At 69.5% G+C, this 18,282-nt stretch carries 10 protein-coding genes; 6 read left to right on the top strand and 4 right to left on the bottom strand.

Annotated features, from left to right (window positions below; genetic code table 11):
• Nucleotides 1-22 precede the first annotated feature (22 nt).
• Nucleotides 23-2,065, bottom strand: a complete 2,043-nt coding sequence (locus tag PV766_RS05555; protein ID WP_421096598.1) for an IniB N-terminal domain-containing protein — start codon at nucleotides 2,063-2,065, stop codon at nucleotides 23-25.
• Between the two features lie 264 nt (nucleotides 2,066-2,329).
• Between PV766_RS05555 and PV766_RS05550 the strand changes: the two genes are divergently transcribed.
• The 5 genes from PV766_RS05550 to PV766_RS05530 all read left to right on the top strand — a co-directional run bounded on the left by PV766_RS05550 (nucleotide 2,330) and on the right by PV766_RS05530 (nucleotide 11,186).
• A complete protein-coding gene (locus PV766_RS05550; protein ID WP_421096597.1) occupies nucleotides 2,330-4,144 on the top strand; it encodes an Hsp70 family protein in 1,815 nt (604 codons plus the stop codon).
• Between the two features lie 9 nt (nucleotides 4,145-4,153).
• The gene (locus PV766_RS05545; RefSeq protein ID WP_421096596.1) at nucleotides 4,154-6,631 is read left to right on the top strand and encodes a LuxR C-terminal-related transcriptional regulator; all 2,478 of its coding nucleotides are present in this window, start codon (nucleotides 4,154-4,156) and stop codon (nucleotides 6,629-6,631) included.
• Nucleotides 6,622-8,232: a hypothetical protein gene (locus tag PV766_RS05540; protein ID WP_245207901.1), complete on the top strand. Its 1,611-nt coding sequence runs from the start codon at nucleotides 6,622-6,624 to the stop codon at nucleotides 8,230-8,232. Before PV766_RS05545 ends, PV766_RS05540 begins: the two co-directional genes overlap by 10 nt.
• A 148-nt stretch (nucleotides 8,233-8,380) precedes the next feature.
• Entirely contained in the window at nucleotides 8,381-9,712 is a 1,332-nt protein-coding gene (locus PV766_RS05535; RefSeq protein ID WP_064064727.1) for a S1 family peptidase, read from the top strand.
• A 166-nt stretch (nucleotides 9,713-9,878) separates the two neighbouring features.
• Nucleotides 9,879-11,186 (top strand): S1 family peptidase, encoded by a 1,308-nt coding sequence (locus PV766_RS05530; RefSeq protein WP_421096595.1) that lies wholly within the window; start codon nucleotides 9,879-9,881, stop codon nucleotides 11,184-11,186.
• A gap of 319 nt (nucleotides 11,187-11,505) precedes the next feature.
• Here the strand turns inward: PV766_RS05530 and PV766_RS05525 are convergent, their stop codons facing one another.
• Nucleotides 11,506-12,204, bottom strand: a complete 699-nt coding sequence (locus PV766_RS05525) for a hypothetical protein (protein ID WP_064064729.1) — start codon at nucleotides 12,202-12,204, stop codon at nucleotides 11,506-11,508.
• A gap of 427 nt (nucleotides 12,205-12,631) precedes the next feature.
• Here PV766_RS05525 and PV766_RS05520 point away from each other — a divergent pair, with 427 nt between their 5' ends.
• Nucleotides 12,632-15,859, top strand: coding sequence for a (Fe-S)-binding protein (locus PV766_RS05520; RefSeq protein WP_421096594.1), 3,228 nt, complete (start codon nucleotides 12,632-12,634; stop codon nucleotides 15,857-15,859).
• A gap of 61 nt (nucleotides 15,860-15,920) precedes the next feature.
• On the opposite strand, the gene PV766_RS05515 is transcribed toward PV766_RS05520, so the two are convergent.
• Together PV766_RS05515 and PV766_RS05510 are read right to left on the bottom strand one after the other, a co-directional pair.
• The gene (locus PV766_RS05515) at nucleotides 15,921-16,880 is read right to left on the bottom strand and encodes a type IV toxin-antitoxin system AbiEi family antitoxin domain-containing protein (protein ID WP_421096593.1); all 960 of its coding nucleotides are present in this window, start codon (nucleotides 16,878-16,880) and stop codon (nucleotides 15,921-15,923) included.
• Between the two features lie 87 nt (nucleotides 16,881-16,967).
• On the bottom strand, nucleotides 16,968-18,152 hold the full coding sequence (locus tag PV766_RS05510; RefSeq protein ID WP_064064732.1) for an alkane 1-monooxygenase: 1,185 nt from the start codon (nucleotides 18,150-18,152) through the stop codon (nucleotides 16,968-16,970).
• Between the last annotated feature and the right edge of the window lie 130 nt (nucleotides 18,153-18,282).

The following is an 18,282-nucleotide window of genomic DNA, read 5'->3' as shown; positions in this document are numbered from 1 at the left end:
CTGGAGCCCGCACCGCTGCGGGTCAGGGCAGCAGTTCGTCGAGCTCGGTGGAGTCGGTGGCGCCGAGCGACGAGTCGGCACCGGCGCCGGCGAACAGGCCGCCGCCGAGACCGGAGGTTGCGGTGAGGCCGCCCTCGCCGAACAGACCCGCCTCGCCCGATGCGGATCCGAAGACGTCCTCACCGACCGACGCCCAGCCCTCCGCACCGCCCGACAGAGCGGTATCGACCTGTCCCGACAGCGCCGTGTCGACCTGTCCCGACAGCGCCGTGTCGACCTGTCCCGACAGCGCCGTGTCGACCTGTGTCGAGAGTTCCGCACCCAGGTCGGCCGCGCTCTCCAGGCCGGCGGCGACACCGAGATCTGCCGCTGCGCCCAGGTCGGCGCCCGTCCCCGGCTCCAGCGCGCTCTCGAAGTCCGTCACGGCACCGAGGTCGACCGACGTACCCAGCCCACCGGCCGCCCCGATTCCCGAGTCGATCGCCGCGCCGAGATCTGCCCCCAGGTTCGCGCCGGCCCCGAGTTCCGCCGCCGCGTCCAGGGCGCCGTCGAGGGCGTACCCGAGCTGGCCGGTGGCTTCGGCACCGGCACCGAGGCCGCCGCCGATCGTCGTGGCGAGCTGCGTGCCGAGATCGGCACCCGCGTCGAGGGACACCGAGCCCGCAGCCGTGTCGAGTGCGCTGCCGAGCTGCAGGCCGAGCTCGGCACCGGCCGAACCTCCGGTGGCGAACGTCGAGCCGAGGACGGACGACAGATCCGATCCGAGGCTCGTCCCCACCTGCACCGTCGAATCGACGGTCGCGCCGACGCCGGTGGCCGAGCCGATGGCGATGTTCAATGCCGACGACAGTTCGGTGGTCGCGGCGGTCTCGATGCCGAGCGCGCCGCCGAGCACCCCGCCGACCAGCGTGCCCAGGTCGATCTCGGCGCCGGTCTCCGCATCGACCGCGCCGCCTCCGGAGAGCACCGCGTCGAGGTCGACGCCGCCGAGCAGACCGCCCTGCGCGCTGCTCTCGATGACGGTCCCCAGCGCCGCGCCGAGATCTGCCGCAGCTCCACCGCCCGCTCCGAGCAGGGCCGAGAGGGACGCACCGAGGCCGAGGGTCGCGCCCACTCCGGCATCGAGACCGGCAGCGAGATCGGATCCGAGTCCGGCACCGAGATCGGCCACCCCGCCGAGGACACCGTCGAGGCTCGTACCGAGCGCGCCGGTCAGTTCGGTGCCCACGCCGAGTACACCGCCGAGGGTGGTGCCGAGTGCAGCGCCGAGTTCGGCGCCGCCTTCGAGAGCCAGGTTCAGCTCGCTCGAGAATGCGCCACCGGCTTCGACAGCCGATTCCAGCAGCCCGCCGAGGGCGAGCCCGATGTCGGCGCCGAGCGTGCCTCCGATGCCCAGTGCCCCTTCGAGGGTGGTGGCGAGGTCGGCGCCGAGTCCACCCGACACCGCGACGGCGGCGTCGATCGCGGCGGCGAGATCGGCAGCGGCACCCACACCGAGACCGAGTCCACCTTCGAGAGCACTGGCCAGCGCACCACCGATGTCGACCGCGCCACCGAGTTCGAGGCCGGCGTCGAGGGCGCCGCCGAGTGCCGCACCCAGCGCCCCGCCGAGCTCACCACCGGCTTCGAGTGCTGCACCGAGCTGCGCGGCGAGATCGACGACGATCCCGGTCTGAGCTCCGACGGCGCCACCGAGATCCAGTCCCCCACCGAGACCGAGACCGCCGCCCAGCCCCAAGCCCCCGCCGAGGCCTGCGCCGACGCCGAGACCCAGACCGGCGGCACCCCCGAGGCCCGCTGCCCCACCCAGGCCCGCTGCGGCGGTACCGGCGATCGATGCTCCGACGTTCGCCGCGCCGTTCAGCGCTGCGGTCAGTTCCGCCGCGGTTCCGGCGAACAGACCGCTGTCGGCGACCAGCGGTGCGACGGCCACGATGTCGGCGTGGCACACGTCGTCCAGGCCGGCCTCGGCGAGGACGGCGGCGGGATTGCTGCAGTACCGGGCGAGTTCGTTCTCGTCGCGGAACAGGCTGAGAATGAAGTCGAGTACGGCGTTGGTGGCCATCGCGTGTCTCCTGAGTCGTCGGGATCTACGAACGAAGCTACGAAACCGACGGTCACGGGCACAGGGGGTGCAGCCCCCTGTCTGTCGCCGGCCGTTAGGGGATCCGGGTCCGGGGGTACCGGGGGCGTTAGGGGATCATCCCCCCGATCGGTCGGCGGACGGCGTGGGAGCTAACGGGTCCCGCGGTGGGAACGACAGGCTCATCGAGACCGAACGGTGGAACGAGATCGCGGACCGACGTCCGCCCTGAACCCTGGAGCGTGCATGTACACAGGACTCGGCGTCATGATCGGGACGGCCAATTCGGTGGCTGTCACCGTGGTCGACCAGCCGGGAGCCGGTGATCCCGGTGTCCTGTCGACCCCCACCGAACTCCATCTCCCCGCCGAGGGTGCCCCCGTCCTCGGTGCCGGAGCCCCTGCTCCCGGTACTCAGGTGTTCTCCGGCTACGCCTCGCGGGTCGGCGATCCGGTCGGCATCCTCGCCGAGGACGGCTCCGCCTACCTGGGTGAAGATCTCGTCGCGACGACCGTGGGCTGCCTGCAGCACCGCACGGGCACTACCGAGGTGCCGACGATGCTGGCGCATCCCGCCACGTGGTCGGCTCACACCGTCGAGGCCCTGTGCGCCGCGCTCGTCCGGGCGGGCGTCACTGCACGGACGATCCCCGAACCGATCGCGGCCGTGCGCTGGCTCGACGCGACCCACGGACCGCTGGGCGACGACGTGACGGTGGTCTACGACCTCGGTGCGCGCAGCCTCGACGTCGCCGTCGTGCAGGGTGGGGCGCACCCGATGCTGTTGGGCCGTCCCCTGAGCAGCGACGACGTCTCCGGCGACCACTTCGATCATCTCGTCACGACCTATCTGCTGGGAACCCTCGGCGAGGACGCTGCCGGTCTCGACCCGTTCGATTCCGCGACCGTCACGGCACTGGCGGACTTCCGTGCCCGGTGCCGTACGGCGAAGGAGGCCCTGTCCAGCGACACCGAGACGGTGGTGCCGCTCGCGCTGCCCGGCCTGCACCGCGATCTGCGTCTGGTGCGCAGTGAGTTCGAGGAGTTCGCCCGGGAGCCGCTCGAGGCGTCGCTCGCCGTGGTGCACGATGCGATCCGCGGGGCCGGCCTCGATCCCTCGGACATCGGGCGCGTGCTCCTGACCGGCGGCGGCTCGTCCACCCCGCTCGTCGCCGAACTGATCTCGTCGCAGCTGGGTCTGCCGATCGTCTCGTCGCCGCGACCCGCCTGCACCGCAGCCCATGGGGCGGCGCTCGCAGCTGCCGCGGCCGGTGCCGCAACTGCCGTTGTTCCGGCGCCTCCTGCGCCCACCACCGACGACGAACCCGAGACGGTTGCATTGCCGGTGGTGGCTGCCGCCGAGACTTCGCAGGTCACCGCCGCACACCGGCCGGCGGTCGTCGATGCCGCGACCGGTGCGCCCGCGCGCACCCGTGCCCGCTCCCTCGCCCTGGTGGGCGCCGCCGTCGCGGCCGTCGTCGTCCTGACCGGGGGCGGGCTCGCGATCGGCACCCTGTCGTCGGAGGCCGAGACCACCGGCTCGGACACGCGCCCGTCGAGCGAAGCCGTCGCCGGGAATCCGACCACCGAGACGACGACCGGTTCGGCCGTCCCCGGCACGACCGGCACGCCGGCGACCGAGGCGGGATCGGTCGTCCCGATCCGCGTGCAGGGACCGGACGGTTCCGTGACCGTTGTCCCGGCCGCCGCGACGCCTGCTGCCGGCACCGCATCCACCGGGGCCGTGCCCGCACCGGATCCGGCCGCCCCCGCCCCGGCGGCGCCCGGGGGGACCCCGCAGGTTTCCCAGCCGGCGCCGCAACCCGCTCCGGTCCCCGCCCCGGCACCTGCTCCTCAGCCCGCGCCGCAGCCGACCTCTCCGAGCACGGGCGGCAGCGGTGCCGGCAACGCCCTCTCCGGCGCCGGTCAGGGTGCGGGCGCGGTCGTCGAGGGTGTCGGCAACGGTGTCGGCCAGGTGCTCGACGGCACCGGCAACGTGGTCGGCGGTGTCCTCGACGGCACCGGACAGGTCGTCGGCGGGTTGCTCGGAACCGGACGCTGACCGATCGCGATGACGTCCGTCCCCGCTCCTCCGCGACGACCGGTGCCCCGGGAGGTCACGCGCGCCCTGGCCACCTCCGCTCCCCCGCGGCTGCTGTTCGTCGGCGGCACCGGAACCGGGAAGTCCGCCGTACTCGCTTCGCTCCGGGACGATCTCGGTGACGTGCGCATCGTCGACGACGCGCACCGCATGACCGCCGCAGAACTGCAGGATCTGGCCGACCACGTTCGCGATGCGCCGACGGGGATCGTCGTGTCCACCGAACCGCGTCCACATCGCGCCGAGATGCGTTCGCTGACAGCAGCATTCGCGGGGAGCGGCACGGTGGTGGAACTGGGCCGGTGGACAGCTCGCGAAACCGCCGGTCGTGCGGCGTCGTTCGAACTCCGGCTCGCACCGCCCCAGGTGCGCGCACTGCACCGCCTGACGGGTGGAGTACCGAACCTCGTCGACACCGCTCTCGAGGCCCTGCGGACGGACGGCGACGTCCGGCACGCCGTCGGAGAGGCGATCCGCCGGCAGCTCCTCGCCGACCTCGATCTCACCGCAGTTCTGGCTCTCGTCGATCTCGGCACGGCGCTCGATCCCGGCGAACTCGCCGCCGTACTCGAGGTACCCGCCGAGCGGGCCCTCGATCTCGTCGACGCGGCCCGCGCGAGCGGTCTGCTCGGGGCCGATGCAGCGAGTCTCGGTGCGGGAGCGAGCGGCGTGCCCGCCGCGGTCCTCGGGAGACACAACCTGTTCGCCGTCGCCCGCCGCCTCCTCGCGACACGCATCGACGCCGGAACACTCACGCCGCACCTCGCCCGGGGGCTCGCCACGATCGGCCTCGCCGATCCGCATCTCGCCCGACGGCTCGTGGAGTTCGCGGTCGACGCAACGCCGCGCGAGGCCGCCGATCTTCTCGACGCCGCGGTACCGGCGGGAGCCGATCCCGATGCCCTCGCAGTGCGGCGCGCCGAAGTCGCTTTTGCGGCAGGGGATCTCGAGAAGGCCGAACAGATCACCGATCGGCTGCTCGACCGCGCCGACACGACCGACGTCGACGAGGTGCGCGCCGCCACCCGGATCTCCGCGAGTATCGCCGCGCATCGCGGCATGCTCGACCGCAGCGCGGACCTGTTCGAATGGCTCGGACCCGAACGGGTCGGCACGGACGCCCCTCTCGCTGCCACCGTGCTGCTCGCCGCCGGACGGCCGTCGGCCGCAGAACATCTGCGCGGTGCCGCCGCCTCGGGTGCCCCGACCTCGTCGGCCTCCGCCGCACGGCTGCTCGAGGAAGGCCTGCGCGAATCCGTCGGCGGCGACGGCCGTATCGCGATGAACCGCCTCGCCCGCGCACTGACGAGCCTGGGATCCGACGGTTCGCTGCGTGCCTGGCCCGACACGGTCGACGCCGTCGCCGCACTGCTCTGCCTGCACTCGGGCGAACTCGGGCACGCGCGCGCCATCCTGGACCGGCCGGAGATGCCCACCGTGCGCAATCGGGTACTGGTGGCGTGGACCGAGATGCTCGGCGGTGATCTCGCCGCCGCAGCCGCGATCGCCGAGGCCGTCGCCTCCGAGGTGACCGGGCAGCGCGACCTCCTGTTCTTCCATGCTCTGCAGGTCGGGCTGGCGCGACGCAACGCAGACCTCGGGGCGTTGACGATGCGGTGGCAGGCCGCGCAGTCGGTGGTGGCCGAGTACTCCGTCGACCTGTTCGGCCTGCTCCCGCTGGGTGAGCTGTGGCTGGGCGCCGTCCGGCTCGGGGAATCCGCGCGTGTCGCCCATCTCGTCGCCGGCGCCCGCGCGCTGCTGACCACCCTCGGCGAGCCACCGCTGTGGGGCGCGGCACTGCACTGGTACGGAGTGCAGGCCGCGATCGCCGCGAACCGGCCGTCCGACCTCGTCCCCCACGCACGCGCCCTGGCGTTGGCAGCGGAGACCACCGCGTACGCCGCGGTGCTCGCGCGGGCCGGTCATGCATGGCTCGGGGTGCTGCGCGGCGAGGTCGACGCGACACGCATCCGGGAGGCGGCGGAGACCCTCGCCTCCGTGGGTCTTCCGTGGGACGGCGCGAAGCTCGCGGGCGAAGCCGCGCTGCGCGCCGCCGACACCACCGTGGCCACCGGATTACTGCAGGTCGCGCGGACGATCAGGCAGGACGGCCCGGGTGGTCGAGCACCGATCGACGCCGCCCCCGACACTCCCCCGAACGAGCCGGACGACGCACCCCTCCGCGCCCGCGAGAAGCCGGGTGCACTGTCCGAACGCGAAGCGCAGGTGGCCGACCTGGTGGTTTCGGGCCTCACCTATCGGGAAGTCGGAAACCACCTGTACATTTCCGCGAAGACCGTGGAACATCATGTCGCCCGTATCCGGCGCCGACTCGGTGCCGGTTCCCGCTCGGAGCTCCTGTCGCTGCTCCGCGCCATGGGGCACGGCGCAGATGTATCCCGTCGCACACACTCCGACCGGAATGGAGGCAAGCCGGCATGTCCGTAGGCGTAGGCCTGAGGGTGGGGACCACCGTGTCGTCGGTTGCGGTCACCTCACCGACGCCGGGACGGCCGGACCCCGCACCGATCGAGCGGTTCACCGCCGTCCACCTGCATTCCGACGGCACCGCGACGCTGGGCGACCACGACGTCGTCGACGGGCTCACCAGCTCCTTCACCGGTTTCGTCGACCGCCTCGGCCACTCGGGCGGGGTCCGCGCCAACGACGGTTCGCTCTCCCGCGCCGAAGACCTGGTCGCCACGGCCATGGAATGCCTCCTCGCCGACGCGGCCACTGTCATCGGCGACACCCCGTACACCGCGGTGGCGACGCACCCCACCGACTGGCCGAATTCGACGGTCGCGGTGCTGCGCAACGCCCTCGACTACGTCGGATTGCGCCACGTCTCGCTCGTCTCCGACGCCGAGGCCGCCGCGGCCTGGTTCGAATCGCAGGTCGCGCACCAGACCGGACGACTCGTCGCGGTCTACCACATCGACCCGCAGGGCTCGACCGTCACGCTCGTGCGCTCGGGAGTCGCGGCAGGCAAGGCGTTCCGCTTCGCCGAGGGCAACGCCCCGTCGGTCGCGGCGCAGCTCTCGTCCGCGCTCGGTGCGTTCGGCTGGCTCGTGAGCAACCTCGACGCCATCGTGGTCACGGTCGACGAAGCCGTCGACCCGAGCGCCGCGCAGCTCGTGGCGCAGTCGGTGAAGACCGGTCTCGGCGTGCGGTGCGCTCTCGCTCCCGAGCCGCACCAGACGATGGTGCGCGGCGCCGCGCTCGCGGCCGCTGCCGGCTCGGTGGATCTTCTCGGTTCGACGCAGATCCTGCCCACCGCCAAACTCGCCGAACCCCGCCGCAGCGAACTCGATCCCGAGATCACCGCGGTGATCGCGAAGATCACGACGACTCCCCCTCCGGGTGCGACGCCCGCCGCTGCCGGCGCAGCACCCGCCGCGAACACGTCGAAGGCGACCGTCGCTGCCGTCTCGGCTGCCGGCGATTCCACCGACGACAAACCCTCCGGACGCTCGTCGAAGGTCACCGCGATCGCGGCGGCCGCGGCGATCGCGCTGCTCGTCGGTGTCGGCGCGCTGGTGTTCGGCCTGCGGGACTCCCCCACGGCCACCGCGGGCACGCAGGTCGCCGAGACACCGACAGCACCCGCGACCACCACCCCCTCGAAGTCGAGTCCTCCTCCGGCTCCCCGCAGCACCGAGGAGACCACCACTACGGAGCCGAGCGAGTCGGCCACCGCCGAGGAGATGAGCCCGGCCGCCCCGCCGGTCGTACAGCAGACCTGGGTCGATCCCACCACCGGCACGAGCGAGCAGTCCTCTTCTTCCTCGTCGCGGTCGAGCACCTCGGGCACGTCCTCGACCACGACGAGCACCGGCTGGTCGCGGCGGAGCCAGCCCGACGAGTCGTCCGGTGGCGGCAGCAGCGACAGTGGTGGCGGAGACAGCAGTGGCGGAAGTACACCGACGACCACGACTACAACCACGACCACTTCCGTCCCGGATCCTGGACCCGGGGACGGTGGCACCACTCCCGGAGACGGCAGCGGAAATGGGGACGGCACCAATCCCGAAGGCCAGAACCCGTGATGCGTAACTAAGCAGCGGGCACAGTCCCAGTGGTGACCTACAGCACTATCGGCGGTCGCCGGGCCGTCCCGTAGGCTGTCCCGCGGGTCGGCTCGCCGACTCCTCGAAGTACCTGTTCACGAGCACATCGAACACACGAAAGGCTTCCATGCGTCTCTCGTCGGCGTCGCGCGCCGCAGTCCGTTCCACCACCCGCCGCGTCGCAGTCGCAGCGGCATCCGCGGTTCTGCTGGCAGTGCCCCTGAGCTCCACAGCGAGCGCGGCGCCCGCCGAACAGTTGCCTGCTCCCGAGCTTCCCGCCGAGCTCGTCGAAGCGATCCAGCGCGACCTGGGTCTGACGCCCGAGGAATACCTCGATCGCGCCGCGCGGGCGCAGGAACTCGGTGACTACGCCCGCGACTTCCGCTCCGAGCGTCCCTCCGAGTTCGCAGGCGCCTGGCTCGGCGAGGACGGCAAGCCCGTCATCGCCGTCACGAACCCCGAGGCCGCAGAGAAGGCAGCCCAGGACGGCTACCGGGCGACGGTCGCGCCGGTCTCGGCCGACGGACTCGAGCAGGCCCTCGCCGAGCTGAACCGCTGGGTGGCGGGACTCCCGCGTGAGGTGTCGTCGCAGATCAACTCCGCGTCGATCGATGTGCTCAACAACCAGATCGTCCTCGACATCGTGAACTCGCCGATCGGGCGCGCGCTGAACCTTCCGTCCCTCGTGGCGAACGTGCAGGTCCAGTTGTCGCCGGGCATGCCGCCGAACGATCCGGCCCCGATGGGTGGCGACACCTACATCACCGCCGACGGCGACGTCCGCAATACGCCCATCGAACGGATCGGCATCTGCTCGTTCGGTTTCAACGGTGTCGACGCCGACGGCGACGCCGTCAACCTCACCGCCGGACACTGCGACGCGGTGGCCCGCGCCGACGGCGGTTCGACCGTCTACCTCCCCAACCGCGCGAACATCGACGACAGCGTCCGCATCGGCAAGTTCACCGACTCCACGGTGGGCACCGACAGCACCCTCGACTACGGCATCGTCACCCTCGACAAGGCAGGTGTCGAAGCCGGCCTCGACCGCCCGGCGGTCCGCGGCGGCAACGGCTCCACCCTCACGGTCACCGGCACGGCCGTTCCGGTCGTCGGCGCGCCCGTCTGCAAGTCGGGACAGTCGTCGTCGTTCACGTGCGGTCTCGTCGTCGCCGATCGCATCGAAACCCAGCTGACCTACGACTCGGGCTTCTCGAGCACCATCCGCGGCTTCGCGACCTCGGCGTGCACCCTCGCGGGTGACAGCGGCGGCGCGATCGTCACCGGCACCCTCGCGCTCGGTGTGATCAGTGGATCGAACAGCGCGGGCGCCCCGAACTGCGTCGAGGCCAACCTGGTGCTCGCGCCCAACGGCGGCACCTCCAGCCTCGGTATTCCGATCCAGGACATCGAGAACGCCACCGGCTCGCGGGTCCGTACTGCGTCGAACCCGGCATAACACCCGGAACATCCGGGCCGTTCGTCACAACAGTCACACGAGTCTCATACGTAACCGAGAAGTACCTATGTACTTCCTCGATCACCCCTTAGGATCGGACGGACGCCGATCCGCGGGGGACGGCGCCTTCGCGCGCGCAGGCCGCGAAGGAACGAGAAAGGTATCCATGCGACGCACCTTCGCACGTCGGACGGCTGTCATCGGCTCGACCGCACTGCTGTTCCTCGGTCCTGCCGTTGCCATCGCGCAAGCCGAACCCGAGACCGAACCCGCGCAGACATCGTCTCTGCCGGCCGAGCTCGTCGAGGCGTTGCAGCGCGACCTGAAGATCGATGCCGAGCGCTTCCTCGCCGATGCGCAGCGCAGCCAGGAGCTCGCGGCGTTCGCCGAGAAGGCACGGGAGCAGTTCGACGCCGTCTTCGCCGGTGTGTGGCTGGACGACCGAGGCACCCCCACCGTCGGCCTCACCGAAGGTGACGGCTTCGACGAGGCCCGCACGGCCGCCGAGGACGCCGGATTCACCGTGGCCGAGACGCAGCGCAGCGAGGACGCCCTCGAAGAGCAGCTCGGCGCACTGGGCGACTGGCTCGAGACCCAGCCGCCCGCCGTCGCCGATGTCATCCGCGGCATCGCCGTCGACGTGGTCAACAACGACGTCGTCGTGCGCACCGACAACGTCTCCGGCGTCGAGCTCCCCGACTTCCTCGACGGCGTGCGCGTGCTGTTCGCTCCCGCCGAACTGACCCCGGAGGGCGCAACCGACCTGCAGCCCATCGCCGGTGGTCTCGGCGCGCCCGACGCGCTCTTCGGCGGCGACGCCTATGCCGCGCTCGGTGCCGGCGAAGGGCTCCGTTGCTCGCTCGGCTTCAACGCCGAGGACGGCAGCGGACGTCCTGTGAACATCACCGCCGGTCACTGCGACCCCAACCGCGCCCAGGCCGGTACGCGATGGGCGTCCCAGGTCCACCAACTCGTCGGCGACAACCTCGGTCAGCACCTCGGCTCGTTCGAGAAGACCGTGCTCGACCGCAGCGACTACGCGCTGATCCGTCCCTCCGCCGAGGCCGCAGCCCGCTTCGAGAACAACGGTGTGCGCGTTCCGTTCGCCGCTCCGCTGACCATCACGGGCGTCGCGGATCCCGTCGTCGGCACCCCGGTCTGCAAGTCGGGCCTGCGCACCGGCTACAGCTGCGGCGTCGTGACGGCCGCCAATCAGAACGTCGAGATCGGCCACCGCGTGCTCGAGAACGGCTTCTCCACCAACCTGTGCGCCCTGCAGGGCGACAGCGGCGGCACCCTCGTCACCGGCACGCTCGCCCTCGGCATCTCCAGCGCCTCGAACGTCGGTCAGTACGGCATGTGCGAGATCGCCGGGTTCGTCAGCGGCCTGCTCGGTGAGACGCCCGAACTGTTCGCCACGCCGATCAAGACGGTCCTGGCCGAAAACCCGGGCCTGAAGGTCCGCACCTGGTAGGACGAATCCACACGACGACGAGGCCCGACTTCCGCACCGCAGAGGCCGGGCCTCGTCTCGTAGGGTCCCGGTGCCCACCGCCGGATGAAGATCGGATCACGTTAAGCTCGCGAGGATTCGGTTCGAGGGGACATAAGGGAGAAGAACGATGCTGGGATCACTCGTCACCGGAAGCGTGGCCATGCTGGGCGCAGATCCGCAAGTGTGGTGGGGTCTGCTTCATATGCTCCTTACGAGCTAGCGCTCCACACGAGTCGGCTCCGAACGAACGCGACCCCGCCACCTGATGAAGGTGGCGGGGTCGCGGTGGTTCGAAGAACTACTTGGTCTCGGCCCACTCCGTCGTTCCCGGAGGAGCTGCCAGTGCCTGAAGGAAGCCGATACCGGCGACGACCAGCGTGGGGCCTCCGGCAACGATGGTGCCGATCGCGGCGCCGATCGGCACGCCGGCTGCACACAGCGGAATCGAAGCGAGGAAGCCGGTGGGGGCTCCGGTCACGATGCCGACGATGCAACCGATGATCCCGCCGGTCGCGCCGCCGATGGCACTTGCCAGACCCAGCTGGGAAGCGAAGTTCTGCTGCGCCTTCAGGTTCTCCTCGGGCGATGCGACATCGCTGAGCTTCAGCGCGACAGGAGTGAGAGCCGGTCCGACCTTGTCCTCGGGAGCAACCGGGACAGCCTTGGAGAAGTCGGTGACCGGGGTCAGCGTCAGGGTCTTGCCGTCCTCGCTCACCTCACGCTCGAAGGGCAGCTGCAGATCGCCGAGCTGGATCGCGAGCGGCAGGCTGAGGACGGTGTCGCCCTCGTCGTCCTGCAGTTCGACGCTCTTTCCGTCTCCGGAGACCTGGAAGGAACCTGCGTCGATGACGGTCACGACGGACTCGCCCTCGGGCCGGACCTCGTAGTTGATGGCGTCTTCGTCGGCTGCGGCCGGAGCGGCGTACGAAGTTCCGGCGGTGATGCCCATGGCGGCGATCGTCATCGTCGCCACAGCGGCAAGCTTCTTGAGCTTCATCTGTTTCCGTTCTGTGACATGGCGCACGCCCGGCGGGACGCCCCCCATTTATGTGACCGACATGGAGTTCTACGGCCCCCGACACTGATCTCCGCAGCAGAACTCCACATACGCGGCAGATCATATCCGACATCACAGTTCGCGCGTTATACCCTATCCGCCCGAAAGTGACCTGATTGTGGCACGACACTCTGAAGCGAGACTTTTTCGCGATCTTCCCCGGTCGACTTAGGACATCCTGATGAGGGGAGCTGTCACGTTTGACCGTTAACGTGTCCGGGCACACCCTCTCCGATCCGATCTCGGATTTTATTACTCGTCGGTAACTCAGCTCAGCCCAAGTTACTAGTGGGTAACTTATCGTGCGTTACGATGCGGAGACTTGTACCAGGCGGCACGACGCCGCCCCCGACACGAAAGGCCACGTATGAATGCCCTGACGATTACGTTGGGCACGATCGGCGTGCTGCTGAGCCTCGTGTGTTGGTTCGCGTTCATCAGCGGCGCGCTGAAGATGGTCAACACGATCCGGGTCGGCCAGCCGGCCCCGGACCGCTGGCGGCCGTTCTTCCCGCGCTTCAAGCAGATGGTCGTCGAATTCCTCGCGCACACGAAGATGGTCAAATTCCGTACCGTCGGCTGGGCGCACTGGCTGGTGATGGTCGGCTTCATGCTCGGCGCGATCGTCTGGTTCGAGGCCTACGGCCAGACCTTCGACCCGAACTTCCATTGGCCCCTCATCGGCGACACTGTCGTCTACCACTTCATCGACGAGATTCTCGGCCTCGGCACCGTGATCGGCATCCTGACGCTGATCTACATCCGCCAGCGCAACCATCCGCGTCAGCCCGGCCGGATGTCGCGCTTCAGCGGCTCGAACTTCAAGGCCGCCTACTTCGTCGAAGCGGTCGTGCTGCTCGAGGGTCTGGGCATGATCCTGGTGAAGGCCGGCAAGATCGCCACCTACCACCATCACAACGCCTACACCGACTTCTTCACGATGCAGGTCGCCCGGATCCTTCCGGAGAGCCCCGAACTCGTGTCGGTGTTCGCATTCATCAAGCTCATGTCGGGCATGGTGTGGCTCTACATCGTCGGCCGCAACATCACCTGGGGTGTCGCGTGGCACCGCTTCTCGGCCTTCTTCAACATCTACTTCAAGCGTGAGGACGACGGCGGTCCCGCCCTCGGCGCCGCACGCCAGATGATGTCCGGCGGCAAGCCCGTCGACATGGAAGACGCCGATCCGGACAAGGACACCTTCGGTGCCGGTCGCATCGAGGACTTCACGTGGAAGGGCTGGCTCGACTTCACGACCTGCACCGAGTGCGGTCGTTGCCAGTCGCAGTGCCCTGCCTGGAACACCGGCAAGCCGCTGTCGCCGAAGCTGCTCATCACGTCGCTGCGCGACCACGGTTACGCCAAGGCGCCGTACCTGCTCGCCGGTGGTCGCACCGACATCGGGGGCGACGAGGTCGGCCTGGTCGACGCCGACGGCAATCCGAACGAAGCCAAGCTCGCGAAGATCCCGGCATCGGCACGGGAGGAAGCGGGCCGCAAGCTGGTCGGCGAGACCGAGGCACTGGTCGAGGGCGGCGAACTCGCTCCCGTCATCGACACCGAGACCCTGTGGTCGTGCACCAACTGTGGTGCGTGCGTCGAGCAGTGCCCGGTGGACATCGAGCACGTCGACCACATCATCGACATGCGTCGCTACCAGGTGCTCATCGAGTCGGACTTCCCGTCCGAGCTCGCAGGTCTGTTCAAGAACCTCGAGAACAAGGGCAACCCCTGGGGCCAGAACGCCAAGGACCGTCTCAACTGGATCAACGAGATGGAGTTCGACATCCCGGTCTTCGGCCAGGATGCCGACAGCTTCGACGGCTACGAGTACCTCTTCTGGGTCGGCTGTGCCGGTGCCTACGAGGACCGCGCCAAGAAGACCACGAAGGCCGTCGCCGAGCTCCTCGCGACCGCCGGCGTGAAGTTCATGGTTCTCGGCGCCGACGAGACTTGCACCGGCGACTCCGCTCGCCGCGCGGGCAACGAGTTCCTGTTCCAGCAGCTGGCACAGCAGAACATCGAGGTCCTCAACGGTGTGTTCGAGGGCGTCGAGCAGAGCAAGCGCAAGATCGTCGTGACCTGTGCGCACTGCTTCAACGCGCTGAACAACGAGTACCCGCAGGTGGGTGGCAGCTACGAGGTCGTCCACCACACGCAGCTGCTCAACCGTCTGGTGCGGGCGAAGAAGCTGGTCCAGGTCAAGGCCGTCGGCCAGGACGTCACCTATCACGACCCGTGCTTCCTCGGACGGCACAACAAGGTCTACAACGCTCCGCGTGAGCTGATGGCGGCGTCGGGCGCGAAGCTCGTCGAGATGCCGCGTCACGGCGAGCGGTCCATGTGCTGTGGTGCCGGTGGTGCCCGCATGTGGATGGAGGAGAAGATCGGTAAGCGCATCAACATCGACCGTGTCGACGAAGCGCTCACCACCGATCCCGCCAAGATCGCGACGGGCTGCCCGTTCTGCCGCGTCATGCTCACCGACGGTGTGACGGCGCGTCAGGAAGAGGGCAAGGGCGAGGGCGTCGAGGTCATCGACGTCGCGCAGCTCATGCTCGAGTCCATCTCGCGTGTCGAGGCAGCGAAGCTCAGCGACAACATCAAGGTCGTCCAGCAGCCGAAGACTCCGGTCGAGGTCGAGGAGACCGCGGAAGAGGTCGAGAAGGAGCGCGTCGAGGAGGTCGAGGCGGCAGCGGCAGCACCGGCTGCTCCGAAGACCACCGGTGTCCCGAAGGCCGGCGGCCTGCAGATGAAGGGCGGCCTGAAGGCTCCGGGCGGACCGAAGGCTCCCGGGGGCGCGAAGGCTCCTGCTGCCGAGGCAGCCGAGGCTGCCGAGGCGCCGGCAGCTCCGAAGGCGAAGCCGGGCGGCCTGCAGATGAAGGGCGGCCTGAAGGGGCCGGGCGCGAAGAAGGCTGCGGCTCCGGCCGCACCGGCCGCGTCGTCCGAGGCTTCTTCTGCTCCTGAGGCCGAGGCACCGGCAGCGCCGAAGGCGAAGCCGGGTGGGCTGCAGATGAAGGGCGGTCTCAAGGCGCCGGGCGCGAAGGCCCCGGGCGCTGCGAAGCCGGCCGCACCTGCTGCTCCTGCCGCTCCTGCCGAGTCGTCGGACGCTCCCGCTGCCGAAGCACCTGCGGTGCCGAAGGCGAAGCCGGGCGGACTGCAGCTCAAGAGCGGCCTGAAGGGACCGGGCGCCAAGAAGGCGGCTCCGGCGGCGTCCGCGGCTCCGGCGGCACCTGCCGAGGAGGCACCTGTTGCCGAGGCTCCCGCGGTGGAGTCGTCTACGGCCGAGGCGCCTGCGGAGCAACCGAAGGAGTCGGTGATCCCCCAGGCGAAGCCGGGCGGACTGCAGCTCAAGAGCGGTCTGAAGGGTCCGGGCGCGAAGAAGGCTGCGGCTCCGGCCGCACCGGCGAAGGCGGAGCCGACGCCGGAACCCGAGCCGGTCGCCGAGGCTCCTGCTGAGCCGGAGGCGGTCGCGGAGGCTCCTGCTGAGCCCGAGGCCCCCAAGGCCCCGGCGAAGCCGGAGGTCGAGGCACCGAAGGCGAAGCCGGGCGCGCTCGGCTTCAAGCCCGGCGCCAAGGCACCTGGCCGCAAGTAAGCAGGATTGAAACAAAGCTCGCAGCCCCAGTGACCAGTCACTGGGGCTGCGAGCTTTTCTGCTACCTTGCGAGCTTCCGCACTACCCAGTCTCCTGTCGGCTCAGCCGACCGTGCCGCCAGGTCGATCGCCTCGCGGATCCGACTCACCACCTCCCCCGGCGTCTGCAGATCTGCCCACGTCCATCGGACGACGACCCAGCCGGCACGACGAAGCGCGTCCTCGCGCAACTTCTCCCGGAACACCACGTCTTCGGCGTCCGTCGACGCGACCCCGTCGCGTCGGTATTCGACCCGCCCGTCGAACTCCCCGATCACGCCGTGGTCGGGCAGGAGGAAGTCCACTCGCGCGAGCCACTTGCCGGTTGCGTCGAACACGTCGACCTGCGTTCGGGGTATCGGCAACTGTTCGCGCACCATCAGCACGCGGCTGCGCGACTCGCCGACACTGTCGCTGCGATCGTTCATGAAGCAGACCGCGCGGGTCGCGCGGGCACGTCCCGGATGGCGCCCCATCCGTTCGAGGGCAACACACAACTCCTCGGCGGTCACCAGACCGTTGCGTAGCGCGTGGTCGCCGACGATCACAGCGTGCTCGAACGGCACGGTGGCGGCCGGATCGACGACCGTCCGCGCGACATTCAGTACCCGTACACCGCCGATTTCGACGACTTCGTCTTCACCGAATCGCGAGGAGTGCAGCACGCGTGCGGTGCTCGTCGTCGCCCCGCCGGTCCGGTTCCGTGTCAGATGCACGGCATCGAGCGGCAACTGCCATGTCTGGAGGCCGTGCAGGACCGCTGCCGAGACGTGGCTGAGCGCGCTTTCCTTCACAGCATTCGCCGACGCGGCACGCGCCCGGTAGGCATGCCGGGTTCGGTCGTCCGATCTCTCGTAGGAGGCGGTGGGCACGTAGATCCCTTGTGACAGGCGCGTCCATGTACCGATGCGCACGAAGCGTCGAATCTCGGAGGGCGTCACGCCCCGTCGGATCGCCTCGCTGCGGCGAATGATCTCCCCCATGCCGCACAGCGTCGCCCACTCGAGCGGAGCAATCGGGCTCGCGTGGCCCGCTGCCGCCGATCTGGGGATGAGCGGGCGGCCTGTGGACTACTGCGATCCACGCTGCGCGCGCGCATAACGCGCGAGCACGGACTTGCGTGTGGACGGGTGTACGTTGATCCGCGAGAAATCGTGGCCGTAGTGCTCGAGCAGTCGCGGGTCCATCACCCGTCGCCACAGCGGCGGAAAGAGGGCCAGGATGATCATCACCGCGTAACCGGCGGGTAGCTGCGGCGCCTGCGGCATCGACCGCAGCGTCTGGTAGCGGCGCAGCGGGTTGGCGTGGTGGTCGCTGTGCCGCTGCAGGTTGTAGAGGAACAGGTTGGAACACACATGGTTGCTGTTCCAGCTGTGCTGGGGCTGCACGCGTTCGTAGCCACCGTCGGGTCGCTTGTCGCGCAGCAGCCCGTAGTGCTCGAGATAGTTGGCGCCCTCGAGGAACATGATCGCCATGACGGCCTGTACGGCCAGCCACGGGGCGATCGACCAGCCGAACACTGCGATGAGCACGGCAAAGAGGACGACGCTGAGCGCCCACGCGTTCAGGATGTCGTTGTGCCGCAGATTCCAGAACGACGTGCCGCGACGTTCGAGCCGGCCCTTCTCGTAGCGGATCGCGGAGCGGAGGCTGCCGAACACCGAGCGAGGAAGGAAACGCCAGTAGCTCTCCCCCATGCGGGCGGTGGCCGGGTCCTCGGGAGTCGCGACGCGCGCGTGGTGCCCCCGATTGTGTTCGACGTAGAAGTGGCCGTAGAACGACTGGGCGAGGGCGATCTTCGCGAGGCGCCGCTCGATCGTGGTGCGTTTGTGCCCGAGTTCGTGCGCCGCGTTGATGCCGACGCCGCCGACGATGCCGAGCGTGGCGGCCATCGCGAATCGTTCGGCGCCGCCCATGGGTTGCGACACCCACATCCAGCATCCGAAGGCCAGGCCCGCATATTGCAGCGGGAGGTAGAGATAGGTGCAGTAGCGGTAGTACCGGTCGTTCTCGAGCGTCCGCATCATGCTGTCGGGTGGATTGCTCGTGTCCGGTCTCACGAAGGCGTCCACCAGCGGGCACAGGACGGCGATGACCAATGCACCCGTGGCCCAGAAGACGCCGAACTTCAGGTGTTCGACGAGCAGGTAGGCGAGGAACGGGCTCAGGGGGACGACGAGTCCGTACAACCAGAGGCGTTTCTTGGGGTCGGTCCACCGATCGGGCTTCGTACCGCGAGGAGTCGCCGAATCCACAAACACCTGTCCCCCAAGAAGAAAAACCTGTCCGGTACGAATCCCCCCGCACCGGAGAAAACAAACTGCAACCCCACGACCCGGCTACACAATACAAGCCGTACTTACCGGCCGGTAGGTCCAGCTGCGA

The organism is Rhodococcus sp. As11 (genome assembly GCF_048957735.1).
In the GTDB taxonomy this organism is placed as follows: Bacteria; Actinomycetota; Actinomycetes; order Mycobacteriales; family Mycobacteriaceae; genus Rhodococcus; species Rhodococcus gordoniae.
Note: the sequence above shows the minus strand (reverse complement) of the source record. Positions and strands in the feature narration are given on the sequence as shown.